The organism is Microcoleus sp. Pol17C6, assembly GCF_036701145.1.
Taxonomy (GTDB): domain Bacteria; phylum Cyanobacteriota; class Cyanobacteriia; order Cyanobacteriales; family Microcoleaceae; genus Microcoleus.
The window spans coordinates 109717-135851 of sequence record NZ_JAUBQH010000011.1 but is presented as its reverse complement, the minus strand read 5'-3'; the positions used below and the strand labels follow the sequence as shown (position 1 = coordinate 135851).

Below are 26135 nucleotides of genomic sequence, written 5' to 3'. Positions count from 1 at the left end.
TTAATTGGGTCAACAGGTAAAAGATGAGTAATTTGACTCATTGACAATAGTGCTTTTAGCTTAACTTGTGAGTAATGACCGCTGCTATGTTATACAAACTTACCTCTGCCTAAGTGTTTGCGCGCAGGAACGCGCCTTCGCGGACTCAAAAATAAAGGGGGTAAAAAGCCCGGATTTGATATCATATCCAGTTCGATCTTTCAGTATTTTTTCTCTAAATGCTGCATAAAAAAGCGCCTGGATACAGTGGGCGCTAAAAGCAGTTGATATTTCTACTAAAAATTGTTAACACTCAAATATCAAGGATGAAAGATGAATTATTAAAATTTATCCTCGATCCTAAATTTTGAGATTAAGCTCCTCTGTTAAGAGCAGCTTCAATCTGCTGAAATTCTGACTCAAGACGCTTTTTCAATTTTTCAGGAACGGGACGGTTTGGATAGGAACTGTAATGTCCGGCCAAAGAGTTTAATGCCGTCCGCATTGTCGTGAAAGAGGCCAGCTTGGTAAGAGCGGGATCGCGGCGGTATTCAGCAAAAAAATCGTTGATACTTGTGCGAGCCTGGGCTTGAGCGGCTGCTTTTTCCGGCGTGCCCTCTGGCAAAGTGAGCGCTGTTCTCAAGCTCTTCACTAATGCTAATGTGTCTTGGCCATAATCTCCACTCAGAGTGGCCGGAACATTGGTACAGCCCGCTACGCCGATGACAACAACTAATACCAGGGCTAACAGACGGGAAATGTAATGCTTCATAAGGTTTAGAAAAATGGAAGCGAAAGCGGCAATCAAAATTAACCTTTATCCTATCTCGAATTGAGCTAATAATGCCACTTTATACAATTTTTTTGTTTCAATACCATGAAACAGAAAATTTGTCAATCTAAAATCTAAAATCTAAAATCTAAAATTGATTGATTTGTCCAGCAACGACGGAGAGAATTTGGGTTTGTCGCAGCCACTGAGCATCAAAAGCGCCTAGGTGAGTTGTAGTAATCAGAGTTTGAAATCGTTCTTGAATTGTTTCTAAAAGTTGATTTTGGCGGCTCAGATCGAGTTCTGCAAGTACGTCGTCGAGCAAGAGTAAAGGCGCTTCGCCGACGACTTCTTCAATAAGCTGCAGTTCGGCTAATTTTAATGCTAATACCAGAGTTCGCTGCTGACCTTGGGATGCGTATTGACGAGCTGGGGTATTGTTAATTGTAAATATAATGTCGTCGCGGTGGGGGCCGACTAAAGTGGTTCCTTGAAACTGTTCTGCGATCGCTCTTTTTTGAATTTTCTCTAAAAATGCTTGTCGCACTCCTTCGAGATTATCTTTAGCGATTAATTCCGCCCCTACTTCAATATTAGCATCGTATTTCACATCTAAAACTTCGGCAGAACCGCTAATTGAACGGTGCCAATTTCGAGCTAAAGGCATCAAACGCTCCAAAATTCGATCGCGCCTGCGGATGACGCGAGCGCCCGCTGTCGCCAACTGCGCGTCCCACAAAGCTAATTCCGACCGGGGAATTGGGAATTGGGAATTGGGAATTGGGAATTGGGAATTGGGGATGGGTAAGTCTTCTGTATTTTCCGGTTCGGGACTTTCGGGTGTCATAAATCGCATCTTGTCAAAACTGTCGGAAAATTCAGCTTTGCGGATTTCTTTAGAACGTTTCAATAGAGCGTTTCGCTGGCGCAAAATTTGGTTGTACTGCTGCAAAATGTGAGCGTAAATCGGTTCTAACTGGATGACTAGGCGATCGATCCAATTGCGCCTTCCTTCGGGTCCGCCGCGCACTAAGTCCAAATCCAAACAAGAAAATTGCACTACATTTAAGACACTCAAAAAGTCTAAATGGCGACGCAGCGGTTCACCGTTGATCTTCAGTGTTCGACGCGCCGCAGAGCGAAGAGTTAAAGCTAAGTCGATCGCTCCGGTTTGACGTTCGAGTGTAGCATCAATTTGCCCGATCGGCTTGGAGTCGAGTATTAAATCGCGATCGCGCCCTACCCGGTGGCTTTTTAAGGTAGAAAGCAACTCTACCGCTTCTAACAAGTTAGATTTTCCTTGCGCGTTATTTCCTACTAAAATGGTTTTGGGAGCGTCAAAAGCTACCTTTTGATCGAAATAGTTCCGAAACTGCCGTAGATGCAGCGTTTTTAAATACATAATATTAGTAATTGGTAATTGGTAATACAGCCATCGTAGGGTGCACGACCGGGCGCACCTTACAGGTTGTCAACCGAGCGCTTTTACGATTGCGATTTTCGCCGCTCGTGGCCCTCTCAATGACATTATAACGAAGTAATAAATGTTTTATTGTTACACAATCTCTTTAGTCTTCATAGCGATGACTTTGGCAGTGTTCCAGGGGTTGAAACCCCTGGCGGCTGTACTTAAGAATATTGCGTGCGAGGGTGCTAGCTAATAATGAAACCTCGCTAATTCTTAGTCAGCCGTTAACACTATTTTCTAGATTTGTAAAAGCGCAAAAACAGTTTTTCCATTTCAATCCACACAAACATCAGGGCGCTGAAACCGAAGCAAACCATCAATTCAAACGCCGTCAAATAATGAGTGCCGAAAAATGCTCTCAGCGGCGGAACGTAAATCAGCATCAATTGCAGAATAGTAGTCACAATTACAGCCCCCCACACAAAAACATTAGTGAAGGGATTTAACTCAATAGTTAGCTGAGTGTTAGACCGAATTGCGATCGCGTGACCCATTTGTGCCAAACAAAGAGTTGTAAACACCATTGTTTTCCAAGCCTCGGGATCTCCAACATGGTTAGGGCTGGTGGTATATCCGTAAGCCCAGGACATCATTGCGATCGTCAAAATTGCAAAAATAATCCCGATCCGAATCATGTAAGAACCCAAACCCCGCGCAAAAATACTTTCTCGCGGACTGAAAGGAGGCTTTCTCATCACGTTCGGTTCCCCCGGTTCCACGGCCAAGGCCAAAGCGGGAACGCCGTCTGTTACTAAGTTCATCCACAAAATTTGGAGCGGCGTCAGCGGCACTCCTCCCAAACCCATTAAAGGTGCGGCCGCAATTGTCAACACTTCGCCGATGTTGCTGCCCAAAATGTATTTAATAAAGCGGCGAATATTGCTATAAACCACTCGCCCTTCTTCAGCGGCGGCGACAATAGTTGCGAAGTTGTCGTCGAGGAGCACCATATCGCTAGCTTCTTTGCTGACATCGGTGCCGGTAATCCCCATGGCGATGCCGATATCGGCTTGTTTCAAGGCGGGGGCGTCGTTAACGCCGTCGCCGGTCATTGCGACAAATTTGCCCCAACTTTGCAAAGCTTGGACAATCCGCAATTTGTGTTCCGGGGAAACGCGGGCGTAAACGCTAACCTGTTCGACTTGCTGTTTGAGTTCTTCTTGGCTGAGCTTTTCTAATTCTTGACCGGTGAGAACTCGATCGCCCTCTGTTGCAATACCTAAATCGTAGGCGATGGCTTTTGCTGTCAACTGGTGGTCTCCTGTAATCATCACCACCCGAATGCCAGCATTGCGGCACTTCACCACTGCTTCGCGCACTTCCGGGCGGGGGGCGTCCAGCATACTGACGAGTCCCAGCCAAATCATGTCTTGTTCGCTGGTTTCCTCAGAACCTTCGGGGGGCAAGTTTTCCCAGAGTTTGTACGCAAAGCCGAGGACTCGCAAACCGCCGCTTGCCATGTTGTTGTTTTCGACGAGGATGCGATCGCGCATTTCCTGGGTTAAAGGTTGTACTTGATCGCCGACTATAATGCCTTTGCAGCGCTCCAAAGTCAACTCTGGAGAACCTTTGGTCAGCATCAAATAATTTGACTGCTGTCCTTCTGCTGCGGGAAATCCCGAATTTCCCGATCGGCCCGGCACTTCGCAAATTACGCTCATCCGCTTGCGTTCCGAAGAAAAAGGAAATTCCGCCGTCCGCGGCAGCAATTGAGACTGTTTTTCCTTATAAATGCCTGCTTTTCCCGCTACACACAGCAGAGATCCTTCTGTGGGGTCGCCTAAAATCTGCCATTCTTGCTGTTCTTGTTGCAATACGGCGTCGTTGCAAACTGCACAGGCAATTAATAAAGATTCGAGTTCTGGATATTCCTCTAAATTATTAATTTTGGCCGATGTCAGGCGATCGGTAAAATCTCCGATCGGGGCATAGCCAGATCCTGCGACGGCGACAGTGCAGTCGCCCGTAGACACTAGCTGAACTACCATTTTATTTTGAGTCAGAGTACCTGTTTTGTCAGAACAAATGGTAGTAACCGATCCCAAAGTTTCTACCGCAGGCAGTTTGCGAATCAGGGCGTTTCGCTTCACCATCCGCCTAGTTCCGAGTGCCAGAGTAACTGTCACGACTGCTGCGAGTCCTTCGGGAACCACAGCCACAGCCATGCTTAGAGAAACTTCTAACAACTCTTCCCACCTGCTGGTATCGAACCCGATGCTGCCGTTTTGGAAGGTAATCATGCCGCCGATGACGACAATTGCGACTAAGCTTAGGGCTCCGGAGACTAGAACATTTCCCAACTGGCTCATCCGCTGTTGCAGGGGAGTCGGTTCGCTTTCTACTGACTGAAGCATGGTGGCAATTTTGCCCAGTTCAGTTTGCATTCCAGTGTTGGTGACGATCGCCTTTGCTCGTCCCTGAACAACTTCTGTCCCTTGAAAAATTAGGTTGAGTCGATCGCCCAAGGAAGCATCTTCGGGAAGTTCTAGCTCTGCTTGCTTGGTAACTGCTAGAGCTTCTCCTGTCAAAGCAGATTCTCTGACTTGCAGATTTGATGTTTCGATCAAGCGTGCGTCTGCTGCTATTTTTACCCCAGCCTCCAACAGCATCACGTCTCCGGGTACGAGTTCCTTGGCTGCTATTTCCGAAGTTTTGCCGTCCCGCACGACTCTGACTAGGGGGGAAGCGAGGTTTTTGAGTGCTGCGAGGGCTTTTTCAGCACTTTGCTCTTGGAAATAGCCGAGAATGCCGTTGAGTATGACGATCGCAAAAATGGCGATCGCATCTTTGGGAAAAGTATTCGACCGAAAGTCCAAAAAACCCGAAATCACGGCCACACCCATCAGCATCAACAACATGATGTTGGTGAACTGATCGACAAAAATCGACCACGGACTGCGGCCTCCTGTTTCTTCGAGTTCGTTGGGGCCGTATTGCTGCAAGCGTTCTGACACCTGTTTGCTGCTCAAGCCAGCGTCTTTGTTGCTGCTTAGCTGCTGGAGAGTTTGGTCAATTGCTACGGTGTGCCAAGAAGAGGGAGAATTTGAAGACATAAATTACGATCGTGGGGCATAAAGGTGGTTGCGGCCGGACAGCTACAGCCGATCGATCTGGCTGATTACAGTAAGAGAGTTTTAAGTTTTGAGTTCTGAATAAAAAACTGTTTAACTTGGGACTGGTTTTGGGCGGTTCGATGCCGGGGAAGCAAAAAGCTTTTAACTTCAATGCGTCTGGCTGCTCGATCGCGCCGTTTGTAGGCCTACGGCTGATAGCACCTATCCACCTTACCAAAAATAATGGGTTTAAAGCCCCGTCCTTCTAGGACGGAAGCCCAAGCAGTGATTCTTGGAATCTCCGCGCGTTCACGCCGGGAAGGATGTCAATACTAAAAATTAGCAATTACTTCGGCTATTAAACAGAAAAGAAGCCGAGAGCAAGAGTGATTTTAGTCCCGGGATGCAAGGGTGCGCTGCAGGTTAAAACCTACCTTAAAAAAAACGTAATAAAAGGTGCGTATCCGAACTCATCTATTTCCCTGTTTAATTTTAAAAGAAAGAGGGCGCTGCGGTAACAGGTCTCGATCGCCTCTGTTGATTTTCTCCCTATCTACAATGCTCAGCTTCCCACACGCTTCCGTGCGACTAGCCTCATTGAAGCAGAACACATAACAGATATATAGATGAAGAAAGTTTTTTGGCAACCGCAGCGGGGGACATAGTAGATGCTTGGTCTGGGGTCAAGTCCAAGGACTCCCCAGACCAAGCATCCCCGCGTTATGAAAGACCGGGCCCGGTCTTTCCACTTCCAACGGCTGAGTTTTGTCACTAAATGCTGATATTTCCGGTAAAAGCTGAGGCTGTGGCGAGGGGGTTGACAATCTTTTGGATTTTCCCCACACCGAATTCTGCAGAGATCCTGACATTGGGCAGAATTTTTGCTTTTTTGCCTATTCCCCCAGCCTTCTTTTACCAAAACTTTAATTTACTTAACACTTCTTAACAATTCCACTTTTCCAGAGAAAGCCAACAAAGGCGATCGGCCCACGGGACGGTTCCGGGCGCTTCTACCGCCACGGCAGGGCGATCGAAGCAAACTCTGCGTTTTTTGTTCTCATCTCGCATCTACCCTCAGAAGGAGATTTGTCCGCACTTGCACCCCAAATATTTACCTTCTTAGAGAGATAAGTTTCTGTAATAATTTGTAATAAACAAACGCAGGCGAGCGTTGTATAAAGATTATCAGAGGGTTGAAACGACAGGCCAAAGTTAACAAAAACCCTGATTGACAAGGTTTGTCGCATCTCATAAAAGGTGTAAAATTTTCTAAGGTTTCTTAAACCTCCGTTGCAATGTAACAATAGTGCAGGTAGCGGAAAGGGAGAGATCGATGGGACCAGCAGATTAGCTGGCATCAAATTTCAACCCTTGCAGGCACTCGTAGCCTGAACAAATTTAACTTAACGGTTTTATACCGCAACCAAACTCAATTAACTCAAATAGGAGAGTTCTTTCATGTTTGACGCATTTACAAAAGTGGTTTCCCAATCTGACGCTCGGGGCGAATTTCTAGCTCAGGGTCAACTAGATGCTCTCAGCAGCATGGTTTCCGACGCCAACAAGCGGATTGACGCAGTAAACCGCATCACCGGCAACGCATCCAGCATCGTAGCCAATGCAGCTCGCACCCTGTTCGCTGAACAGCCTCAACTGATCGCTCCTGGTGGCAATGCTTACACCAACCGCCGCATGGCAGCTTGCTTGCGCGATATGGAAATCATCTTGCGCTACGTCACCTATGCAACATTTGCAGGCGACGCCAGCGTTTTGGACGACCGCTGCTTGAACGGTCTGCGTGAAACATACCAAGCTCTGGGAGTTCCCGGTGGCTCAGTTGCAGCCGGCGTGCAAAAAATGAAGGAAGCAGCAATCGCGATCGCTAACGACCCCAACGGTGTTACCCGTGGTGATTGCAGCTCGCTGATGTCTGAAATCGGCAGCTACTTCGACCGCGCTGCTAATGCAGTCGGCTAAAAATAGCCAAGCGAACCTTTCTTGTAAAGAAGCGAGCATCGCATTTTTGCAAACAATCATTTTTGTACAAAAACAACACAACATTAGGGAGAAACCAGAACAATGAAAACCCCTTTGACTGAAGCAGTAACCGCAGCCGATTCTCAAGGCCGTTTCCTGAGCAGCACTGAACTGCAAGTCGCCTTCGGCCGTTTCCGCCAAGCAGCAGCAGGTTTGGAAGCAGCCAAAGCTTTGACCGCCAACTCTCAGCGCTTGATCGACGGTGCAGCTCAAGCTGTGTACAACAAATTCCCGTACACGCAACAAATGCAAGGCCCGAACTACGCTTCTACCCCAACCGGTAAAGCCAAGTGCTCTCGCGACATCGGCTACTACCTGCGGATGGTAACCTACTGCTTAGTTGCAGGCGGCACCGGTCCGATGGACGAGTACCTGATTGCAGGTGTTGACGAAATCAACCGGACATTTGAATTGTCTCCTAGCTGGTACGTTGAAGCTCTCAAGTACATCAAAGGCAACCACGGTCTCAGTGGCGACGCTGCAACTGAAGCGAATTCCTACATCGACTACGCAATCAACGCTCTGAGCTAGATTTGCGTGATGCCCGGAATTGTAAGCTGCTGTTAGCTTAAGTGTTAGCGGTTGTTTAGAATTCCGGGCATCTGCGATCTAAGCCTAGTTTTGCAAATACTTTTTTTAAGCAGTTTTCAGTTTTTAAAGCAAAAAAGGGAGAAGCGAAGATGGCGGGATTAGGTGCTGCAGAACGGTTGGGAATAAAAGCATTTGAAGAAGCGGGACGGGTAGAACTGCGTCCCCACTGGACGCAAGACGATGCGAAAGCAGTAATTCGCGCTGCTTACAGCCAAGTTTTCGGCAACGAGTATTTAATGTCGAGCGAACGACTTACCAGTGCTGAATCTCTGCTGATGCAAGGGCAGATTTCAGTGAAAGATTTTGTGCGGTCAATTGCACATTCCGAAACTTATCGGAAAAAGTTTTTTTATCCGAACTCGCAAACGCGGTTAATTGAGCTTAATTACAAGCATTTGTTGGGCCGCGCTCCTTACGACGAGTCGGAAATTGCTTTCCACGTTGATTTGTACAATGCAGAAGGCTACGAAGCTGAAATCAATTCTTACATTGACTCAGTTGAGTATCAAGAAAATTTTGGCGAAAGTGTAGTGCCTTACTATCGCGGTTTCGCGACTCAAAGAGGTCAAAAAACCGTCGGTTTTAACCGGATGTTTCAACTGTACCGGGGTTTTGCTTCTAGCGATCGCTCGCAAAACCAAACCCAAGCCCGGCTGACTTGGGAAGTAGCGAGAAATATGGCTTCGCCGATACACACAGCCTCCACCGGAAAAGCCCTTGGCGGGACTTCCGGCGGTTCTCGCGGCCAACTCTACCGAGTCACCGCAATGCAAGGTGCGGCTAAGTTTTCGCCCCAAGTGCGCCGGACTACTACCGAATATCTCGTGCCTTACGAGCAACTTTCGAGCCGCTTGCAGCAAATCAACAAACGTGGCGGCAAAGTGGTAAGTATTACCACAGCTTAAAGTTTGTGTATTGACGTTTTTTTGAAACGTCTTTAGCAAAGTAGGACTAAGGCTAAAAAATTCTTCAATTTTATGTGTATAGGTAAGGTGTGCAGTGTACACCCTACTTTGAGGCATATTATCCTTAGTCCTAAAAATTTCAAGTGCAACCAAGCATTAAACTTTTGTCATTAATAATTTAGGAGAAAATCTGGTGGCGATTACGACAGCAGCGTCCAGACTGGGAACATCCGCATTGAGCGATGCGCCGAAGGTAGAACTGCGCCCGAACTACACCAAAGACGACGTTGAAACTGTGATTCGTGCGGTTTACCGTCAGGTGCTGGGCAACGACTATTTAATGAAATCCGAGCGACTTACCAGTTCCGAGTCTTTGCTGCGGGACGGCAGTTTGACTGTACGAGAATTTGTACGGGCTGTAGCTAAGTCAGAACTGTACAAAACCAAGTTTTTCTACAACAGCTTCCAAACTCGGACGATCGAACTAAACTACAAACACTTGCTCGGTCGCGCTCCCTACGACGAATCTGAAGTAGTTGAACACTTAGATTTGTACCAAACACAAGGCTACGACGCTGATATTGATTCTTACATCGATTCAGTAGAGTATCAAGAAAACTTTGGCGAAAGTATCGTGCCTTACTACCGCGGCTTTAACACCCAGCGCGGTCAAAAAACCGTCGGTTTTACCCGGATGTTCCGGTTGTATCGCGGCTATGCAAACAGCGATACATCTCAACTAGAAGGCAATAACTCTCGCTTAGCTGTCGAACTCGGCACTAACACCGCTACGCCTGTAGTCGGTCCCTCCGGCGGTAACGAAGGTTGGGCATATCGGCCTTCTGCCAGAAACGTAACTCCCAGCAGCACTTTCGGCGGCGCGGCAGCTTACGGCAAAGAAGGGCGGCTGGTGCGCGTGGAAGTTTCGGGCATTCGCACGGGCGGCTATCCCAGCGTGCGCCGCAGCAGCAAGGCTTTCATCGTACCTGTGGAGGAGTTGTCCTCGCAAATGCAGAAATTTCAACGCCTGGGCGGGAAAATCGCCAGCATTACTCCAATTTAGTCAGTTGGCAGTTGGCAGTTGGTAGTTACTAGCTTCTAGTCAACAGTCAACAGTCAACAGTCAACAGTCAACAGTCAGAATTACCAATTACCAAGAAGCTTATGTTGGGTCAAATTGTAGCTGGAAAAAGTGGCAATACAGCTTCGGCTGGTCGCTGCTTTCGGTATGAAGTTGTCGGCTTGCGCCAAAGCGATGAAACAGATAATGTGGATTATTCGATTCGATCGAGCGCGAGTACATTTATCACCGTGCCTTACAATCGGATGAATCAAGAAATGCAGCGGATTACTCGCATGGGCGGGAAAATTGTCAGCATTCATCCTTTAAACGCGGGTGCAGAATCATCCCATGAATCATCCCATGAATCATCGGGCGATCACCAATAGTTTGGTGGGAGGGGCGATGAAAATCGCTCCGACAAAAGCTAGAAGGGGCGATGAAAATTGCTCCTAGACAAACAAAGTCCACTCCAAGCGGACTAAGAGTTAATGTAACCCGCCCAGGCGGGTTTTGTCTGTTTAGTAGCGATTTGAATCGGCGAGTGTCCCTAACCCTTGCTGGATAGCAGCGATTTAAATAGCCGAATAACTAATAACTAATAACTAATAACTAATGACTATGAATTATTACGAATCCGACTCACCGCCGGCGGGTGTAGCTGAGGGCGAGTCTTTAACAGTTGAACAGGCGATCGCAAATTTGCACTCCCAAGATTACAGTCTCCGGTATTATGCTGCGTGGTGGGTGGGCCGATTTCGAGTCAAGGAACCGGCAGCTATTGCAGCTTTAATTGCCGCATTGGAAGAAGAGTCAGAACAAACAAAAATCGGCGACTATTCCCTATTACGAAATGCGGCGCGGGCTCTGGGTAAATTGGGCGACAAACAAGCCTTACCGGCTCTGATTCGCTGTTTGGAATGCGCCGATTATTACGTGCGGGAAGCGGCGGCTCAAGCTCTAGAAATGCTGGGCGATATCGATTCTATTGAGCCGCTAATGAAGCTATTGGATGGGGGCGTAGCTGTGGCTGTACGAGTGCCAGGAAAATCGCACCTCGTGCAACCTTACGACTCGGTAATTGAAGCTTTGGGAACGCTGAAAGCCACAGAAGCAATACCCCTAATTTCACCTTTTTTGGAACATTCTGTGGAGCGGGTACAGTACGCTGCGGCGCGGGCGATGTATCAGTTAACTGGAGAGCGGGTTTACGGAGACCGGTTGGTAAGTGCTTTGAATGGGGATAATTTGCAGTTGAGACGATCGGCTTTGATGGACTTGGGGGCGATCGGCTATTTGCCGGGAGCGCAAGCTATTTCTGAAACTTTAGCAGAAAATAGCCTGAAATTGATTGCGCTCAAAGGAGTTTTGGAGCATCACCTCAATCAACAAGAATCTCTATCTTTGTCAGATGAAGCTATCCAAGTTATGAACTTAATGGATAGTTTACTTTAAAAAAATTAGTTCACAACTGCAATAGGATTGCTGTAGCGATTCTCAATTGTCTGCCGTATATTCAGGAGACAGCACATTTCAGGACAGAGCAGTGCTGTTTCCCTACCTATGTTGATGAGAATGTTGGTGGGTGAGGTGGCAAAAAGTTCGATCGCGCGATCGACCCAACCTACAATTAAAATGGTCACGGTAAAGCTTACAAATACATGGCATTAGAACTAATTCAGGCTGTCGAACAAGCAGATTCTTCCGAAGGCTTGTTAAACGCAGTCAAAGCACTGGCGGCGACTCCCTCAAAACAAGCAATTCCTACCTTAATTACAGTGCTCGGTTACAACAACCCAGGCGCCGCTGTTGCCGCCGTGGATGGGCTAATTCAGCTCGGAGAAGCTGCGGTGCTGCCGCTTCTAGAACAGCTTGACGGCTACAATTACGGGGCGAGAGCTTGGGCTGTTCGGGCTTTGGCGGGAATTGGCGACCCCAGGGGTTTGGAGATTTTGCTCGATGCGGCGGCGAATGACTTTGCTTTGAGCGTGCGGCGGGCAGCGGTTAGGGGTTTGGGGACGATTTGCTGGGAACTGATGCCGACAGAACAAATTGCAGATGCTCAACTTCGCGCTGTGAAAACGCTACTGCAAGCGTCCCGAGATCCAGAATGGGTGGTGCGCTACGCAGCAGCGGGGGGTTTGCAAGCTTTGGCGGGTGCTGCGACTGTTAAACCGGATTGGTTAGCGGAAGTTTCGGCCAGACTTGAGGAAATCACCCAAAGCGATGAAACTACTTCAGTTAAGGCTCGGGCTTTGCTTGCTAAGAAAATATTGTCACTTGGCTAGGGTTTGGGCGATAGTCTCTTCCAAGTCCCCTTGACTGAGAGTGGTTAATATAAAGACTTCTTGTACGGTTTTGCCCTGTCTGGCAATGATTTTAAATCCCCCGCGGATGGGTACTGACACTCTTAATGTCATGCGGGGGATGTGTCCTTTAACTTTGTTGATGACGCCCGGAGTGACAGTTTGAATTCCCATTTTTAGGGTGAGGCGCTCTAAAATTGGTATCAAACCGGGAAGGTGGGTAGAGTGATTCCAAACTAGGCGGCCTTTGGGTTGTGCGTGCATAAATATTTAACCAAATTCAACATACCCAGTCTAAGCCACCCCTGGCTGGAACCAATTTGAAATTCCCTCAACTTGTCTATCAATAACGTTACTGTGAGCGTCATTGCCAGCAAACCGAGGCAATCTCAAACCGAGATTTTTGATTCCTGGCGCGCAAGCTAAGATTTGATGCCGCAGAATTGTCCTGTACTTTTTGATGTTGTGGGTTGGCAACTGTCGGTTTTTCTAGTTGAGTGGCGATCGCCGCGAGCATTTCTGCGAGGCTGCAAGGTTTCTTGAGATAGCCGTCTGCTTTGAGTTCCAGGGCTTTTTCCATTTCGGAACCAGTCATAAAAATAAACGGAATGCTGGCGGTTGCAGGGTGCGATCGCACGGCTGCGAATACTTCTAAACCGTCGAGTTCCGGCATCATGACATCAGACAAAATTAAATCGGGAATTTGGGCAGCTAACTGGATACCAACTTTTCCATTTTCGGCGCCGACAGCTTCAAAACCGTGCGAGTCCAGAAGTTCTAATACCGTTTCTCGGATTAAGTTATCGTCTTCAATTACTAATATTTTTTTCATTTGTTTGAACTCGCTCTTTACGTTGTTTGTATGGCTGTGTTATAATTGTTACAAATTAGTTTTAAATAATTCAATAGGGTTATTGCAAAAAACCGCTTTTGACTGGCAAATTTTTACGGCTTTGTGTCTGCTCGCAGCTACGCACAACACTTGAGTTATCAGCAGCTTTACCCGGTGTACTAGCGCTAGAATTCGCTTCGGCGTACCTAGGATTGTGAAGGTCTAAAATCAGCGATTCAACAGTTTATTTAATAAAGATTCTAGCCGCCTGACTCAAAAAGTTTCTATTTGAGTGGCGATCGCAGTTACGTGTAATTAATAAATCCGCCGATGAGCTAAGCGCGAAACTCCAAGCTGTGCAGTTCACAAATTTCGGGCGATCGGGTAAAATATAACTTGCTGTATCGCTATTAAGTGAGGAAAAAGATATGTCAGAATTTCTAGACTTTCTCAGACATCAGTTTGCCTACGTTGCCATTGGCGAATTTAAACCGGGAAAATTTGAAGCTGCAGAACAACTTTTTGAAAAAGCCGTTGCAACTTATGCCACAGGTTTTAAGGGAGCCTACCTGCTGCAATTGCCCAATACAGACAAAGGTATTGCCATCATTTTTTGGGAAAGCGTAGAAGATATGGCAGCCAATCAAAGCGAAGCTTATCAGGAAATATTGAAGCAGATGACGCCTTTGTTTGCGAAAATACCAGACACAAATGTTTATGAAATTGTCAGTGAAATTCAGCCCAAAACTGAATAATTAAAAAACCTGCAACCTGCGCGTCATTCCCATACCCATCGGCGTTTTTCGCCCGACTCCGCTGTAAAGCGCAAAATCTGCTAAAGTGTTAATTTGCTTGATAGTAGCAGGAGCTATATCTCCCATAATTCGGTAACTAATATCGCCGACGCAGCCAATAAATTTACTGCGAGAATCTGTACAAACTTCTGTTCGGATATCGAAGAAACTCGGGAAAATAGCTTCTGTGAAATTAGGTTCGATCGCAATCCTGCTGTACTTGTTCCAGCGATTCGCTAAACTGCCGAAAATACTTTCTCTAGTTGGCATAGCACTATCGTATACCCCTTGCCGAAAATTAGTAGGAGTGCAAAAAGTAAAAGCAATTTGGCGCTCAGTTTCGGAAGCTCTATCGAACAATTCGGCGTAAGTACAAAAGTTTACCCAAGGCTGGTTTGATTGCGGTTGGCTCAAAATATTAGTAATGTATATATTTGTCGGCCCGAGATGCCAAGGACTCTCGAAATTAAGTTGCTGCCAAAGTTGAGTTAGGCGATCGAACAAACCGTCATCCAGCAGAGAAATTCGCCACCAAATCGGCGTATTTTCCTGAATTGCTTGTTTGTGTTCCCATTGTACAGCCTGCGAAATTGTGCGCGAAGCAGGAGGCAAAACTCTCTTTTGCGGCTGTGGCGTACTGCTTTTGTAAGGCTCTTTTCTCCTTACTTGGAAAGGGCTTAAAGTGAAAGCTTTTTCCTGAGATTGGTCGTGCAGGTACGCGCTCAAATCGGTGTCTACAGCACTCACAAGGTTCAAAAATAAAGCGTGGAGATGCCGCCCCGTTAAAAACTGGGATGGAATTGGCGCGACTGGTCGCAGGTTTAAAACAAGGCTGTAGGGCATTTTTAAATTTATATACGGTGTCTGTATAGACGTTCAGCTAGTATTAATACTACAGCTAAGTTGCAACTTAAATTAAGGAATTTAAATCACATAAGGTGCACAGTGTGCACCCTACGTTTACGACGATTTGTGGGTCGTGTCCACCTACGTTTAGGTTGTAATATTGAGGCAAATCTCTGTCGGGTAAGTTTTTAGGCGATCGAGATTTCTGGCGACAAATAAACGTCTTGGATGGCGTGGAACAATTTTACGCCTTCTTCAAAGGGACGCTGAAAAGTTTTGCGACCGGAAATTAAGCCGCAGCCGCCAGCGCGCTTGTTGATTACCGCTGTGCGAATTGCTTCTGCAAAATCGCTTTTCCCGGAAGCACCGCCGGAGTTAATTAAACCCATCCTTCCCGCATAACAGTTGAGCACTTGATAGCGAGTTAGATCGATCGGGTGATCCGTTGTCAAATCAGAATAAACTCGCTTGTCCGTTTTGCCGTAACTGTGATCACTTGCTTTAGCAACTGCTGCATAGCCGTTGTTGCATTCGGGCAATTTCTGCTTGATAATATCAGCTTGAATTGTCACTCCCAAGTGATTTGCTTGCCCGGTCAAATCTGCTGCAACATGATAATCTTTGTCTTGTTTAAAGATATCGTTGCGGAGATAGCACCACAAAATTGTCGCCATTCCGTATTCGTGAGCGTGGGCAAAAGCTTGACTGACTTCTTGGATTTGTCGCGTCGATTCGGGAGAACCAAAATAAATTGTTGCTCCGACTGCAACTGCTCCCAAATTCCAAGCTTGTTCGACGGTCGCAAACATTATTTGGTCGAATTGATTGGGATAAGTTAGCAACTCGTTGTGATTGAGCTTGACAATAAAAGGGATTTTATGCGCGTATTTGCGAGATACGCTTCCCAAAACTCCCAGCGTTGTCGCGACCGCATTGCAGCCAGCAGAAATTGCTAATTTAATGATATTTTCGCTGTCGAAATAGATGGGATTCGGTGCAAAAGAAGCGGCGGCCGAGTGTTCGATTCCTTGGTCTACCGGCAGGATGGATAAATAGCCGGTATTTGCCAAGCGTCCGCTAGAATAGAGTTGCTGAAGCGATCGCAAAACTTGGGGAGAGCGATCGGTTTGAGCAAAAATGCGATCGACCCAATCCGGGCCCGGCAGGTGCAACAAATCTTTAGAAACTTTCGCTTGATGGGTGAGCAAGTCTTCGGCTTCGTCGCCAAGCCAAGATTCGATCGAACTGGGAACTGATAGTGTAGCTGTCATACAGATTTCCCTCTCAATTTCAATTGCAGGCTGATGATTGCAGACATTAACCTTGCTGATATTGTAGCGAAAAAATCATATTTTCCATCCCTTCAACGCTAGACCCAGTTTTTAACAAGTTAGCGACAACAGCAGCTAGGACGCGCTACTCTATAATAAGCTGGCAGTTCAGCCGGATCTGCGCTGCCAGCGATCGCCGATCGACTCACAACTTTGCCATCACAATGTCACACACTTACTTTGATTCTGAAAACGCTCACAAATCCTTCGAGATGCCCGGTGCCAGGCCCCACTACAACCCCGATCGCCCCGGTCAAGTAGAGCATATTTTCCTCGACTTAGTGCTGAATATTCCCAAACAAAGCTTTCGCGGCACTTGCAGCATCCGCATCAATCCAATCCGCAGCGGCATTGACAAATTAACCTTAGATGCGGTCAACCTGAATATTAAATCAGTAAAAGTCGGCGAAATTGAGCAAAATTTCGACAGCGATGGCGAAGTGCTGCAAATTCAACTACACGAACCAACCGAAGCTTACCAACCAATTACAATTGCGATCGAATACTCGGTAGAAAAACCTCAGCGTGGCCTTTATTTCGTCGGCCCGGACAAACACTATCCAAACAAACCAACACAAGTTTGGACTCAAGGCGAAGACGAAGATTCCCGCTTCTGGTTTCCCTGTTTCGACTATCCTGGACAACTCGCTACTTCAGAAATTCGAGTCCAAGTTCCGAGACAACTATTTGCTATTTCCAACGGCGAATTAATTAGTACAAAAAACGAAGGCGACGATAAAATTTATCACTGGTCTCAAACCCAGGTACACCCGACGTATTTAATGACATTAGCAGTCGGAGATTTTGCCGAAATCAAAGACGAATGGAACGGCAAACCAGTTAATTATTACGTGGAAAGAAGCCGCGAAGCAGACGCTAAGCGCAGCATGGGCAAAACGCCTCAAATGATTGAATTCTTCTCTCAAGCATTTGGCTATCCTTACCCTTTTCCCAAATACGCTCAAGTCTGCGTCGATGATTTTATCTTCGGCGGTATGGAAAATACTTCGACAACTTTGCTAACAGATAGGTGCTTGTTAGATGAACGTGCCACCCTCGACAATCGAGGTACTGAAAGCTTAGTTGCTCACGAATTAGCTCACCAGTGGTTCGGGGATTTAGTAGTAATTAAACATTGGTCTCATGCTTGGATAAAAGAAGGCATGGCTTCTTATTCCGAGGTGCTGTGGACTGACAAAGAATACGGTAAAGAAGACGCGGCTTACTATATGTTAAATGAAGCCCGCAATTATTTAGCTGAAGATAGTTCCCGCTACCGCCGCCCGATCGTTACTCACGTTTACCGCGAAGCAATCGAATTGTACGATCGCCATTTGTACGAAAAAGGCGCTTGCGTCTATCACATGATTCGCGCCGAGTTGGGCGACGAATTATTTTACAAAGCAATTCACACTTTTGTGCGGGATAACGCTCACAAAACTGTAGAAACCATCGATTTGCTCAGGGCGATAGAAAAGGCTACTGGCCGCAATCTCATGTTTTTGTTTGACCAGTACGTTTATCGCGGGGGTCATCCAGATTATAAAGTTGCTTATTCCTGGGATGGCGACAGCAAATTAGCAAAAGTGACTGTCACCCAAACTCAGGTAAAAGACAGCAAAAATGGCAACGGCAACAGCAAAGATGTATTCGATTTGAAAATCCCGATCGGCTTCGGTTACAAGCCAGACAAAGAATCAGACGATGACAGTTGGGCACGTTCAAACCAGAACCTAAAAACTTTCACCGTCCGAGTGCATGAGCGCGAGCAAAGCTTCTATTTTCCCCTAGAAGAGAAGCCGGCGTTCATCAGTTTTGATGTCGGCAATAAATACTTAAAAACTGTTGCGTTAGAGTATGGAGTTGCAGAACTAAAAGCTCAGTTGCAATTCGATCCAGACCCAGTTTCCCGGATTTACGCTGCCCACGCTTTGGCGAAAAAGGGAGGGCTGGAAGCGGTGAAAACGCTGTCAGAAGTTCTCAAGAAAGAGCCGTTCTGGGCAGTACGGGCCGAAGTTGCCGGTCAGTTAGTTGAAATTAAACTCGACCAAGTTTTTGAAGGTTTAGTAACTGGTTTAAAAGATAAAGATGCTCGTGTTCGTCGCGCTGTGGTGAATGCGCTGGGGAAAATCCAAACTCACGAAACTTATAAAGCGCTGAGGTCGATCGTGGAAAAAGGCGACGACAGCTATTACGTAGAAGCAGCAGCAGCGAGTGCTATGGGCTCCATTGCAGGGGCTAACCCCGACGAAAAACCGACCGACGAACAGGTACTGAAAGAGTTAAAATTGGTGCTGAAAGAGCGTCAGGGCTGGAATGAGGTAGTGCGATCGGGTGCGATCGCCGGTTTGGCGCAGATGAAAACTTCTGAAGATGCGCTGAATCTAATTTTGAAATACACAGCCGCCGGTACTCCGCAAGCTTTGCGCTTGGCTGCAATTCGAGCTTTGGGCACAATTTCGACTGGTCAAACGAAGGTCAATTTAGAACGGATTTTGCAGCGATTGGCAGAATTATCTAAAGAGACGTTTTTCTTGACTCAAGTCTCTGTAGTAGTGGGATTAGGACAAATGCAAACTCGCAAAGCAATTCGCATTTTGCGTTCTTTAGCTGACCAAACTCCCGATGGCCGCGTTCGCCGCATGGCTGATGAAGCTGTGCAAAGAGTGCAGAAAAATGTTGGTTCTGATGCAGCGGTAAAGCAGTTGCGGGAGGAGTTAGACCAGGTGAAAAAGGAGAATCAAGATTTGAGGAGTCGGATGGAAAATTTGGAGGCTAAGGCGAAGAAAGATTAGGTGTAAAACCCCAGACCGGCGCAGATAAAGGCAGATATTGGCGATCGGCTTTTATCTGCTTGTCGGTAGAGGATTGTGCGCGGTTATTATAATAATATTATTGTTCAGTGGGAGTGCATGGGAATTTCCTCTTTTCGACAAGCAGGAAAAGCCAAATATGTTTATTCTCCACTTTATTGCTGTCTTAACTTGGGAAGTGTCGAGACTCAGGATGCTGTTTTTATTTTTTAGTTGTAAACCGTTCATGAGGTTACAGCAGCTTTTGTAGCCACAAATATTGCCGAAATCATGAGTATAAAAATCGCTTTACTGGTTGATCAATCGGGGGTAATTCCCTATCGCATTCAAGACGGACAAATTGAAGTAATGCTGATTACTTCTTCGGCTAGCAAGCGCTGGGTGATTCCCAAAGGATTAATTGAACCTGACATGACTCCCCAAGATTCCGCTGCCAAGGAAGCTTGGGAAGAAGCAGGTTTGTTGGGTAAAGTGTTCCCGGATTTGCTGGGAACTTACGAGTATCAAAAGTCCGGCTACACTTGTCAGGTAGAAGTATTTTTAATGCAAGTGCAAGCTGTTCTAGAAATTTGGCCGGAAGCTAGCAGGAGAAAGCGACAGTGGGTAAGTATTCCTAAAGCAATTAAGCGGGTTAATGAACCGGAACTCAAACTCATTTTAGCGGATTTGCCGAATAGGTTCTGGTGATTCAGTCAGGGATGTAGCACCTAATTATCTAATGTGCGCCGAGGCGCATATTACCGCCATAATTCGCGCGTCAAACCACTTTTTGGTCTTAGTATAAACTTGTAGGGTGCGTCCGTAAGCTAAATTTTTGGAAAATCGAGCTATGATTACTGACGTACCCTACAAACTTATGATATCAGTGTAAAAAGTTTCCCCTTAAGCGTTAGCTGAGAGGAAAGGAATGCTTTCGGCTAAGTTATCCTTAACTTCAACTCCCTGTTTTCTCGCCCAAAACTGACTCAAAAAGTGAATTTGTCGCAAGCCGACAACTAAATTTAAACCGGGTACAAAAATCCACCAAACTGTTAGTGGCTCTTTGATTCCTTCTTGACGGTACAATTCGTTAACTGTCTTGTAAAGTTTGAACTGCACGATGTAAATCCAAGCAATACCCAGGAAGGAAAACCAACCAAACCATCCGGGAACGTCAGGGTCGAATATCCGCAAAGCTTGGGGGACGGCTACTCCTAAAACAAAGGGAAGCAAGCAAAGGGTTCCCGACCAACCGCTGCCGTTATAGCGACGCAATTCTTCTTGAATAATCCATTTGTACCATCCGTAATATAGCAGCAAGCTGACTCCAGACAGCAAAATTACTCGCCACAAAGAGCGGGGTTTACCTAAAGGTTTGTCGGACATATTTAGCTGTAAGATATGAATTGCTATCTTGATTGTATTAACATTTATTAATTATTGCAAAATCATTTCTCGAATCGATCGCGCGGTTGCAGGGGCCAGCAGAACACCGTTGCGATAGTGGCCGCTGGCGATCAAAACGCGATCGTTACCGGGAAGCGTCTCGATAATTGGGGCCGGCCGCCCTTCCGGCCGCGGGCGCAATCCAGACCATTTCCTGATGATTTCAGCTTCTGCTAAGGCGGGACAAAGTGATCTCGCCCTCGCCATCACTTGCCCCAACATATCAGCATTCGGCTGAATTTCCCCGCCATTTTCGGAAAACTCCACCGTCGCCCCCACCCAAAATTCCCGATCGCCCACAGGCACAATGTGAACGTCATCGCAAGTAATTACCGGCCTAAAATCTGGGTTTCCTAAAGGCTTAGCCGATCGCAAATGCAGCGCTTGTCCCAACACCGGGCGAATGTCAACCAACTGATTTAACGATGCAGTCACAGCAGCAGAACCCAAACCAGCAGACACAATTAGTCGATCAAACTTTAAACTAGCAGCAATCTCCGCTGCTTCAACGGGCACGCCAAACTCAAAAATCACCCCATTTCGTTCAGCAGCATCAACCAAAGCCAAAGTTAGCGCCGTCGGATCGACTTGCCGGTCTTGAGGCGAATAAATCGCAGCAATAATCTTATCATTTAAATAGAGATGAGGGCAGCGATCGCGCACTCGTTCCACATCCCAAAGTTCCAATTGCCAACCTTGAGAACGGCGAGTTGCTATCAATTTTTCCCACTTACTTAAATCCTCTCCCTCCGAACAAAGCATTAAAATTCCTTGTTTGTTAAAAGGAATTTTTCGCCCCGTAACTGCTTCCAATTCAGGAATCAAAGTTTCGTAGCGCTGAAGGCTGGTTTCCCTCAACTGCCAATTTCTACCCTTAGTTTTGTGGCTGATAACTCCCATCAAAACACCGAGTGCAGCGCCAGTAGAACCTTGTGCCGGCGGCTGTTTGTCGAACACAGTAACTTTCAGTTGGGGCAATTGACTTAGTTCAAAGGCGATCGAAGCCCCAACAATACCGCAACCAATAATTGCAACGCGAACCATTCAATTTTAGATTTTAGATTTTATATTTTATATTTTATAGAAGTTTTTCGTAGGGTTCTGAGCGCAAAGCGTGTCAAATCAACAGTAAAACCCTCTGTTTTTATCGTTTGTGTCAAAGTCTAGATCCCCCTAAATCCCCCTTAATAAGGGGGACTTTGAATGCTCTGCCCCCCTTTTTAAGGTGGAGTTTGAATACTCTTTTCCCCCCTTACTAAGGGGGGTTAGGGGGGAGCTAGACTTGACTACAAGCGATATTTATTATGGGTTTCAGTCTTAATTTGACACCCATCAATTGCCAAGCCTACAAACCCCAAGCTATGAAGCTTTAGGAATTAGCTGCAAGAAGGTATCGAAATCATTGACAGCTTTTTGATAGCTGGCCGTGACTTTTGCATAGTCAAGCTCTTTAGCAGCAAGATCAATGTTAACCAAATCGGTAAACAAACTCTTAGTTAAATCAACAGCTTGTTGTTGAGCACTAGGCAACAAACTCGCAGAGACGGTTTTCATGGTGTTCCGCAAGTCGCCTAGAGGCCCGTGAATGTAAGTTCTGGTATCAACCCAATTCCGTTTTTGAATTAGGGTGCCCAGTTTATCCATGCGCGAGCGGAACTCTGTCAGAGTAGGAACATAGCGCTGAATTTGCTGGGTCTGGGCTGCTGTGTAAGTCGTTGGAACTTTTGCTTCGACACTGCTGCAACTAACCAGAAATGCCATCAAAAACGCCATCATCAAGGCAAAAATTGAACGGGGACGAGTCATATCGATTTTAGATTTTAGATTTTAGATTTCTCGTTCTCAGGCTCTGCCTGGAAATGCAGCTCGGCGAGGAGCTGGTTCACTGACCTAGCACCGAGAGTTATGTACAAAATATTATTTTACCTCCTGGCGGCGCAGAAAAGTTATCACAGCATCGCCAACTTTTTCTGACCAATGTTCTTGAGGATAATGCCCCGCTTGTTCCAGTGTGACTAACTCTGCATTTTGCAGGGAACCGACTAGCTTTTTAGCAGGTTCAACACTCAGCCAAGGATCTGTCAAACCCCACACAAATAAAGTTGGTCGAGTCCATGCTTTCAAGCCGGATTCAATTTCGGCCATTGACTGGGGCAATTGAATATTGCGGACAGTATTCATCAGGGATCGACCTGCATCCGAACTCTTCAAAAACGGGCGGCGGTAAACATCTAAATCCTTGTCTGATATTGTCTGCCGGCTGCCGCCTTCGAGAGTTCTGTCAACCAAAAGCGGGTCTTGCGTCATCATGTCGCCAATAAAAGGCAGCCCCAACTGCTGCATTTTCCAAGGCAATTTGATATCTGGTGAAACTGGTGTATTTATGATGGCTAAACGCTCAATTTTATCGGGATTGCGTAAAGCGTATTGAATGCCGGCTGAAGCTAAAAATCCTTGGACAACGAGGGAAAAGCGCTCTAATTCTATAGCTTGAATAAAGCCAGCGAGGGCGTCAACAAAAGCATCGGGAGTGTAGGCAAAGTCGCGCTTGTCTGGTTTTGCCGATCGCCCGTAACCCACCCAATCAGGGGCGATCGATCTAAATCCCTGGGCCGCCAAATCCGGCATCATTACAGTCCAGGTAAAACTCTGGGACGGCAAACCGTGCAGCAGCAGTACGGGCGGTTTACCAGTTTCGTTAACCGGATTTGTTTCCCGATAAAACCATTGCAGCGGGCCTACTTCAACTATTTTCTCATCAATTGACATTATTTTACTGGTTATTTATCAAACAATAAGGCGGGTATTCCCCGCCCTACTTACCTAATAGTTGGGTGTACACAGAGTACCTTACCCAACTAATTACAGCCGCGTTTAGAAATTCATTTCAGCAGCTTGAACTTTTTCGACCTGTTTCTTCTTGAGAACGAGCATAATTTGAGCCAGCATGGTTATAGCCACGAAAGCCATCAATCCTTTAACGCGATCGGCACTTTGCAGCACAATCTCCACGTCTTTTTGACCGAAGCCGCCCACATTAGGATTGTTGGTCAAAAGTTCGCCTGCTGCAACTGTTTGTCCTTCGGAAACAATCAGTTCTGGGCCTGCAGGAATCGTATCAACAACCGCTGCACCTTCGGCAGGTTGAATTGTCACTTGATAACCGCCATCTTCAGGTTGAGCAATCTTAGAAATGGTGCCAGCTACCGAAGCATTGTAAACAGTATTATTGCTCTTTTCGCCAGTAGGATAAACCTGACCGCGGCCGCGGTTGCCACCAACATAAATTTGGTATTTGCCGTAGTGAACCGACTTGTCTGTTTCCGGATTCGGCGACAAAACGGGGAATACCAATTCTTTGTATTGTTCTCCCGGCAGTGGGCCCACTAAAACAATATTTTCTTGGGTTTCGCTGTAAGGTTGGAAGTAAAGATCGCCGACTTTTTCCTTCATTTCTTCGGGAATTCTGTCAGCGGGAGCAATCTTGAAACCTTCGGGCAACATCACAACTGCGCCGACATTCAAGCCGGTTTTGCTGCCGTCGCCGCCAACTTGTTGAACGTTAGTATCGTAGGGAACTTTGACAATAGCTTCAAACACCGTATCTGGCAAAACAGATTGCGGTACTTCAACTTCAGTCGGTTTTGCACCGAGGTGACAGTTAGCGCAAACAATCCGGCCTGTTGCTTCGCGGGGAGTAGCGGGTGCTGTTTGCTGAGCCCAGAAAGGGTAAGCAAATGCTGCTTGGGGAAGTGCGATATCGCTGGTGAGGAAAAATCCTGCAGCTGCGATCGCAATTAAGGCTGTTTTCGCGATCGTCCTGGCACTGCGGCGAAATATCGCAGATAAATTAGTTTGTGGCATTAGAGTATTCAATCTCAAAGGTCAGACAATTTTGGATTTTGGATTTTGGATTTTGGATTTTGGATTTTGGATTTTGGATTATTAGACTGGTTTAGGGATGCACTTATCTGTGGTTTTCACCATTCACCCCCTATCTAAAATCTCAAATCTAAAATCCAAAATAGTTTAAGACCACCAAGGTGCTTCGCCGGTGCGGAAATCAGTTTCTGTCCAAGTTGTAAAAGCGATCTTGTCATCTGCGACAGTGGCGTGGGCCAGGGCCAGAGACAAAGGCGCGGGGCCGCGTACCACTTTGCCCTCATTGTTGTATTGAGAACCGTGGCAAGGACAGATAAACTTGTTTTCGCTAACATTCCAAGGCACGACGCAACCCAAGTGAGTGCAGACTGCATTGATGCCGTAGTCGGCGATAGATTGGTCTTCTTTCACCACAACATAGGTGGGGTCGCCTTTGAGACCTTGGGCTAAGCTGCGATCGCCCGCAGGGTGCGAAGCCAAATATTCGCTAACGATGATGTCGTTACCCAAAGCATCTTTAGCTGTCACTCCGCCCCCAACTGCCCCACTCGACGGAGGAACAAAATATTGGACAACGGGATAGAGTGCGCCCAGTGCCACACCTGTGACTGTACCGAACGTCAGCAAATTCATAAATTGGCGACGCCCCATATCGGGGACATCGGGATTTCCAGCAGAAGATTGAGCCATGACCTGCCTTTACGGTTTTAAGTTACGTTTGTTTGTTAGCTGTTAGCGAACCTGTACGTGCAGAGGAAGGAGGATAATTGCCGTTAATCTGCTCGCACAAATTTTAGGCCGCGAAAATTCCTTTTAAGAATGCGCCTTCCAGCCTTTATTAGAGTATTATTACATTTTTTGAACTTTGTCTTTTATTGTTTAATGGATTAACTCAGGAGCAACCATGACGGGCCAGGATTTACACCAGCTACTGCTAGAAAAATGGGGAAAGTCTTACGATATCAGATTGCGGCGAACGCGGGGCAAGATTTTTGTGCAAGTTATGTGGAAATATCTAGAACAGGCATCTTTTCCGATGACGGAGGCTGATTATTTCGAGCATTTGGATGCGGTGGCCAATTACCTCAACGGCTGGGGGAGCACAGAACAGGTGAGAGAATATATCGTAACTACTCGCGATCGCCCGCGCTTGGGTAAAGCTGTCAGCGTTCCTCTAGATTTGGGTGAAAGAGCCTCCGAGTGGTTGCTAGACGAGTTTTGAATCACTCCGTCGATTTTAGATTTTAGATTTTAGATTTTAGATTGACTCCACAGCCGGGATCTGGCGGAGTTCCCTAAAGTTTTGTGTCGCGCCGCGGCTGGATTAGTTGAGCCCAAAGTCCCGAAAATCGATCGGCGAGCTTGTCATACGAGTTGCCGCTGGTGAGAAACTAAGCTGTGGCGCATCTAATTTGCACAGGTGTTTTGATTCAAAGTCTTGTGTGGCGGGCTTTGCTGCGCGCGCCCAACTGTGGGATTTAAAGCGACAACAGTTTCTGGGGCTTTTTAGAGGCTTTTTAAATTTTCGGCGATCGGACTTCTAGCTTACCAAAATCATCCGAACCAATTTCTGTCAACAATTTCACATACAATGAAGGTCAGATATCTTGTGAAACTTAGGAGAATGTTGTAATGGGTGTTGCACTGGGAATGGTTGAAGTCTTAGGATTTCCCGCTGCAGTAGAAGTTGCGGACTCAATGGTGAAAGCAGCCCGTGTTACTTTAGTTCGCTATGAGAAAATAACCCGCGCCTACTGGACAATTATAGTGCGAGGAGATGTTTCTGAAGTGCAAGCAGCCGTTGCTGCTGGAGTTGAATCAGTTAAAAAGGTCGATGGCGGAAAGTTGCTATCGTATCACATAATTGCTCGTCCCCACGAGAATCTGGATTACGTTTTGCCGATCGGCTATACTCCCGAAGTCGAACAGTTCCGAATGTAGTCAAAGTTTTGACAAAACTTTGGTGTGGAATTTTAACTTTTAGTGATTATAGAGGCGCGGGCGATCGCGTCTCTATATTTTTTGGCTGGGAGTCGATATA

The 26135-nt window shown here is 46.6% G+C and carries 27 protein-coding genes; 12 read left to right on the top strand and 15 right to left on the bottom strand.

Annotated features, from left to right (window positions below; translation table 11 throughout):
- Positions 1–352: 352 nt before the first annotated feature.
- From psb27 to QUA25_RS08455, 4 genes are all read right to left on the bottom strand, one after another.
- A complete protein-coding gene (gene psb27, locus QUA25_RS08470; protein WP_333037005.1) occupies positions 353–751 on the bottom strand; it encodes a photosystem II protein Psb27 in 399 nt (132 codons plus the stop codon).
- 148 nt (positions 752–899) lie between these two features.
- On the bottom strand, positions 900–2153 hold the full coding sequence (locus QUA25_RS08465) for a DNA replication/repair protein RecF (RefSeq protein WP_333037004.1): 1254 nt from the start codon (positions 2151–2153) through the stop codon (positions 900–902).
- Positions 2154–2449: 296 nt separating this feature from the next.
- On the bottom strand, positions 2450–5272 hold the full coding sequence (locus QUA25_RS08460) for a cation-transporting P-type ATPase (RefSeq protein ID WP_333037003.1): 2823 nt from the start codon (positions 5270–5272) through the stop codon (positions 2450–2452).
- Positions 5273–6214: 942 nt separating this feature from the next.
- A complete protein-coding gene (locus tag QUA25_RS08455; protein ID WP_333037002.1) occupies positions 6215–6340 on the bottom strand; it encodes a hypothetical protein in 126 nt (41 codons plus the stop codon).
- A gap of 390 nt (positions 6341–6730) precedes the next feature.
- On the opposite strand from QUA25_RS08455, the gene QUA25_RS08450 reads away from it, so the two are divergent.
- The 6 genes from QUA25_RS08450 (at position 6731) to QUA25_RS08425 (ending at position 11320) form a co-directional block, all read left to right on the top strand.
- Positions 6731–7249 (top strand): phycocyanin subunit beta, encoded by a 519-nt coding sequence (locus QUA25_RS08450; RefSeq protein WP_333037001.1) that lies wholly within the window; start codon positions 6731–6733, stop codon positions 7247–7249.
- Between the two features lie 102 nt (positions 7250–7351).
- On the top strand, positions 7352–7840 hold the full coding sequence (gene cpcA / locus QUA25_RS08445; protein WP_006631256.1) for a phycocyanin subunit alpha: 489 nt from the start codon (positions 7352–7354) through the stop codon (positions 7838–7840).
- 149 nt (positions 7841–7989) lie between these two features.
- Complete coding sequence (locus QUA25_RS08440) at positions 7990–8805, top strand: phycobilisome linker polypeptide (RefSeq protein WP_333037000.1); 816 nt, start codon at positions 7990–7992, stop codon at positions 8803–8805.
- A 193-nt stretch (positions 8806–8998) separates the two neighbouring features.
- Positions 8999–9868 (top strand): phycobilisome linker polypeptide, encoded by an 870-nt coding sequence (locus QUA25_RS08435; protein WP_333036999.1) that lies wholly within the window; start codon positions 8999–9001, stop codon positions 9866–9868.
- A 101-nt stretch (positions 9869–9969) separates the two neighbouring features.
- Positions 9970–10254 carry a phycobilisome linker polypeptide gene (locus QUA25_RS08430; RefSeq protein WP_333036998.1) on the top strand — a complete coding sequence of 95 codons (285 nt, stop codon included), beginning with the start codon at positions 9970–9972 and terminating at the stop codon, positions 10252–10254.
- A 226-nt stretch (positions 10255–10480) separates the two neighbouring features.
- Complete coding sequence (locus QUA25_RS08425; RefSeq protein WP_333036997.1) at positions 10481–11320, top strand: HEAT repeat domain-containing protein; 840 nt, start codon at positions 10481–10483, stop codon at positions 11318–11320.
- 5 nt (positions 11321–11325) lie between these two features.
- Here QUA25_RS08425 and QUA25_RS08420 read toward each other — a convergent pair whose 3' ends face one another.
- Positions 11326–11508: a hypothetical protein gene (locus QUA25_RS08420; RefSeq protein WP_333036996.1), complete on the bottom strand. Its 183-nt coding sequence runs from the start codon at positions 11506–11508 to the stop codon at positions 11326–11328.
- 18 nt (positions 11509–11526) lie between these two features.
- Between QUA25_RS08420 and QUA25_RS08415 the strand changes: the two genes are divergently transcribed.
- Positions 11527–12153, top strand: coding sequence for a HEAT repeat domain-containing protein (locus QUA25_RS08415; RefSeq protein WP_333036995.1), 627 nt, complete (start codon positions 11527–11529; stop codon positions 12151–12153).
- Here QUA25_RS08415 and QUA25_RS08410 read toward each other — a convergent pair.
- Both QUA25_RS08410 and QUA25_RS08405 read right to left on the bottom strand, forming a co-directional pair.
- On the bottom strand, positions 12142–12435 hold the full coding sequence (locus QUA25_RS08410; protein WP_190661665.1) for a DUF2103 domain-containing protein: 294 nt from the start codon (positions 12433–12435) through the stop codon (positions 12142–12144). The two genes, QUA25_RS08415 and QUA25_RS08410, sit on opposite strands and share 12 nt — an antisense overlap.
- 100 nt (positions 12436–12535) lie before the next feature.
- The gene (locus QUA25_RS08405) at positions 12536–13003 is read right to left on the bottom strand and encodes a response regulator transcription factor (protein ID WP_333036994.1); all 468 of its coding nucleotides are present in this window, start codon (positions 13001–13003) and stop codon (positions 12536–12538) included.
- Between the two features lie 428 nt (positions 13004–13431).
- Here QUA25_RS08405 and QUA25_RS08400 point away from each other — a divergent pair, with 428 nt between their 5' ends.
- Positions 13432–13758 carry an antibiotic biosynthesis monooxygenase gene (locus QUA25_RS08400; RefSeq protein ID WP_333036993.1) on the top strand — a complete coding sequence of 109 codons (327 nt, stop codon included), beginning with the start codon at positions 13432–13434 and terminating at the stop codon, positions 13756–13758.
- Here QUA25_RS08400 and cas6 read toward each other — a convergent pair whose 3' ends face one another.
- Together cas6 and QUA25_RS08390 are read right to left on the bottom strand one after the other, a co-directional pair.
- Positions 13759–14640 carry a CRISPR-associated endoribonuclease Cas6 gene (gene cas6 / locus QUA25_RS08395; RefSeq protein WP_333036992.1) on the bottom strand — a complete coding sequence of 294 codons (882 nt, stop codon included), beginning with the start codon at positions 14638–14640 and terminating at the stop codon, positions 13759–13761. It abuts the gene before it with no gap.
- 191 nt (positions 14641–14831) lie between these two features.
- On the bottom strand, positions 14832–15914 hold the full coding sequence (locus QUA25_RS08390) for a class I fructose-bisphosphate aldolase (RefSeq protein WP_333036991.1): 1083 nt from the start codon (positions 15912–15914) through the stop codon (positions 14832–14834).
- A gap of 224 nt (positions 15915–16138) precedes the next feature.
- Between QUA25_RS08390 and QUA25_RS08385 the strand changes: the two genes are divergently transcribed.
- Complete coding sequence (locus tag QUA25_RS08385) at positions 16139–18769, top strand: M1 family metallopeptidase (RefSeq protein ID WP_333036990.1); 2631 nt, start codon at positions 16139–16141, stop codon at positions 18767–18769.
- Between the two features lie 288 nt (positions 18770–19057).
- Positions 19058–19474: an NUDIX hydrolase gene (locus tag QUA25_RS08380; protein ID WP_333036989.1), complete on the top strand. Its 417-nt coding sequence runs from the start codon at positions 19058–19060 to the stop codon at positions 19472–19474.
- A gap of 195 nt (positions 19475–19669) precedes the next feature.
- On the opposite strand, the gene QUA25_RS08375 is transcribed toward QUA25_RS08380, so the two are convergent.
- The 6 genes from QUA25_RS08375 to petC all read right to left on the bottom strand — a co-directional run bounded on the left by QUA25_RS08375 (position 19670) and on the right by petC (position 24784).
- Positions 19670–20152, bottom strand: a complete 483-nt coding sequence (locus QUA25_RS08375; protein ID WP_333036988.1) for a hypothetical protein — start codon at positions 20150–20152, stop codon at positions 19670–19672.
- A 51-nt stretch (positions 20153–20203) separates the two neighbouring features.
- Positions 20204–21256 carry an FAD-dependent oxidoreductase gene (locus QUA25_RS08370; RefSeq protein WP_333036987.1) on the bottom strand — a complete coding sequence of 351 codons (1053 nt, stop codon included), beginning with the start codon at positions 21254–21256 and terminating at the stop codon, positions 20204–20206.
- Positions 21257–21571: 315 nt separating this feature from the next.
- On the bottom strand, positions 21572–22018 hold the full coding sequence (psbQ, locus tag QUA25_RS08365) for a photosystem II protein PsbQ (protein ID WP_333036986.1): 447 nt from the start codon (positions 22016–22018) through the stop codon (positions 21572–21574).
- Positions 22019–22129: 111 nt separating this feature from the next.
- Complete coding sequence (locus tag QUA25_RS08360; RefSeq protein WP_333036985.1) at positions 22130–22981, bottom strand: alpha/beta fold hydrolase; 852 nt, start codon at positions 22979–22981, stop codon at positions 22130–22132.
- A gap of 105 nt (positions 22982–23086) precedes the next feature.
- On the bottom strand, positions 23087–24076 hold the full coding sequence (gene petA / locus QUA25_RS08355) for a cytochrome f (RefSeq protein ID WP_333036984.1): 990 nt from the start codon (positions 24074–24076) through the stop codon (positions 23087–23089).
- Between the two features lie 165 nt (positions 24077–24241).
- Positions 24242–24784, bottom strand: coding sequence for a cytochrome b6-f complex iron-sulfur subunit (gene petC, locus QUA25_RS08350; protein WP_242717315.1), 543 nt, complete (start codon positions 24782–24784; stop codon positions 24242–24244).
- 214 nt (positions 24785–24998) lie between these two features.
- Between petC and QUA25_RS08345 the strand changes: the two genes are divergently transcribed.
- Both QUA25_RS08345 and QUA25_RS08340 read left to right on the top strand, forming a co-directional pair.
- A complete protein-coding gene (locus QUA25_RS08345) occupies positions 24999–25316 on the top strand; it encodes a DUF3067 family protein (RefSeq protein ID WP_333036983.1) in 318 nt (105 codons plus the stop codon).
- Positions 25317–25726: 410 nt separating this feature from the next.
- Positions 25727–26035, top strand: a complete 309-nt coding sequence (locus tag QUA25_RS08340) for a carbon dioxide-concentrating mechanism protein CcmK (RefSeq protein WP_332957925.1) — start codon at positions 25727–25729, stop codon at positions 26033–26035.
- The last annotated feature ends 100 nt before the right edge of the window (positions 26036–26135 follow it).

Excerpts from the sequence above, each read along its gene's own strand:
- psb27 (WP_333037005.1), bottom strand. The coding sequence starts at position 751 with ATGAAGCATTACATTTCCCGTCTGTTAGCCCTGGTATTAGTTGTTGTC.
- QUA25_RS08465 (WP_333037004.1), bottom strand. The coding sequence starts at position 2,153 with ATGTATTTAAAAACGCTGCATCTACGGCAGTTTCGGAACTATTTCGAT.
- QUA25_RS08460 (WP_333037003.1), bottom strand. The coding sequence starts at position 5,272 with ATGTCTTCAAATTCTCCCTCTTCTTGGCACACCGTAGCAATTGACCAA.
- QUA25_RS08455 (WP_333037002.1), bottom strand. The coding sequence starts at position 6,340 with ATGCGAGATGAGAACAAAAAACGCAGAGTTTGCTTCGATCGCCCTGCC.
- QUA25_RS08450 (WP_333037001.1), top strand. The coding sequence starts at position 6,731 with ATGTTTGACGCATTTACAAAAGTGGTTTCCCAATCTGACGCTCGGGGC.
- cpcA (WP_006631256.1), top strand. The coding sequence starts at position 7,352 with ATGAAAACCCCTTTGACTGAAGCAGTAACCGCAGCCGATTCTCAAGGC.
- QUA25_RS08440 (WP_333037000.1), top strand. The coding sequence starts at position 7,990 with ATGGCGGGATTAGGTGCTGCAGAACGGTTGGGAATAAAAGCATTTGAA.
- QUA25_RS08430 (WP_333036998.1), top strand. The coding sequence starts at position 9,970 with ATGTTGGGTCAAATTGTAGCTGGAAAAAGTGGCAATACAGCTTCGGCT.
- QUA25_RS08425 (WP_333036997.1), top strand. The coding sequence starts at position 10,481 with ATGACTATGAATTATTACGAATCCGACTCACCGCCGGCGGGTGTAGCT.
- QUA25_RS08415 (WP_333036995.1), top strand. The coding sequence starts at position 11,527 with ATGGCATTAGAACTAATTCAGGCTGTCGAACAAGCAGATTCTTCCGAA.
- QUA25_RS08410 (WP_190661665.1), bottom strand. The coding sequence starts at position 12,435 with ATGCACGCACAACCCAAAGGCCGCCTAGTTTGGAATCACTCTACCCAC.
- QUA25_RS08405 (WP_333036994.1), bottom strand. The coding sequence starts at position 13,003 with ATGAAAAAAATATTAGTAATTGAAGACGATAACTTAATCCGAGAAACG.
- QUA25_RS08400 (WP_333036993.1), top strand. The coding sequence starts at position 13,432 with ATGTCAGAATTTCTAGACTTTCTCAGACATCAGTTTGCCTACGTTGCC.
- cas6 (WP_333036992.1), bottom strand. The coding sequence starts at position 14,640 with ATGCCCTACAGCCTTGTTTTAAACCTGCGACCAGTCGCGCCAATTCCA.
- QUA25_RS08390 (WP_333036991.1), bottom strand. The coding sequence starts at position 15,914 with ATGACAGCTACACTATCAGTTCCCAGTTCGATCGAATCTTGGCTTGGC.
- QUA25_RS08385 (WP_333036990.1), top strand. The coding sequence starts at position 16,139 with ATGTCACACACTTACTTTGATTCTGAAAACGCTCACAAATCCTTCGAG.
- QUA25_RS08380 (WP_333036989.1), top strand. The coding sequence starts at position 19,058 with ATGAGTATAAAAATCGCTTTACTGGTTGATCAATCGGGGGTAATTCCC.
- QUA25_RS08375 (WP_333036988.1), bottom strand. The coding sequence starts at position 20,152 with ATGTCCGACAAACCTTTAGGTAAACCCCGCTCTTTGTGGCGAGTAATT.
- QUA25_RS08370 (WP_333036987.1), bottom strand. The coding sequence starts at position 21,256 with ATGGTTCGCGTTGCAATTATTGGTTGCGGTATTGTTGGGGCTTCGATC.
- psbQ (WP_333036986.1), bottom strand. The coding sequence starts at position 22,018 with ATGACTCGTCCCCGTTCAATTTTTGCCTTGATGATGGCGTTTTTGATG.
- QUA25_RS08360 (WP_333036985.1), bottom strand. The coding sequence starts at position 22,981 with ATGTCAATTGATGAGAAAATAGTTGAAGTAGGCCCGCTGCAATGGTTT.
- petA (WP_333036984.1), bottom strand. The coding sequence starts at position 24,076 with ATGCCACAAACTAATTTATCTGCGATATTTCGCCGCAGTGCCAGGACG.
- petC (WP_242717315.1), bottom strand. The coding sequence starts at position 24,784 with ATGGCTCAATCTTCTGCTGGAAATCCCGATGTCCCCGATATGGGGCGT.
- QUA25_RS08345 (WP_333036983.1), top strand. The coding sequence starts at position 24,999 with ATGACGGGCCAGGATTTACACCAGCTACTGCTAGAAAAATGGGGAAAG.
- QUA25_RS08340 (WP_332957925.1), top strand. The coding sequence starts at position 25,727 with ATGGGTGTTGCACTGGGAATGGTTGAAGTCTTAGGATTTCCCGCTGCA.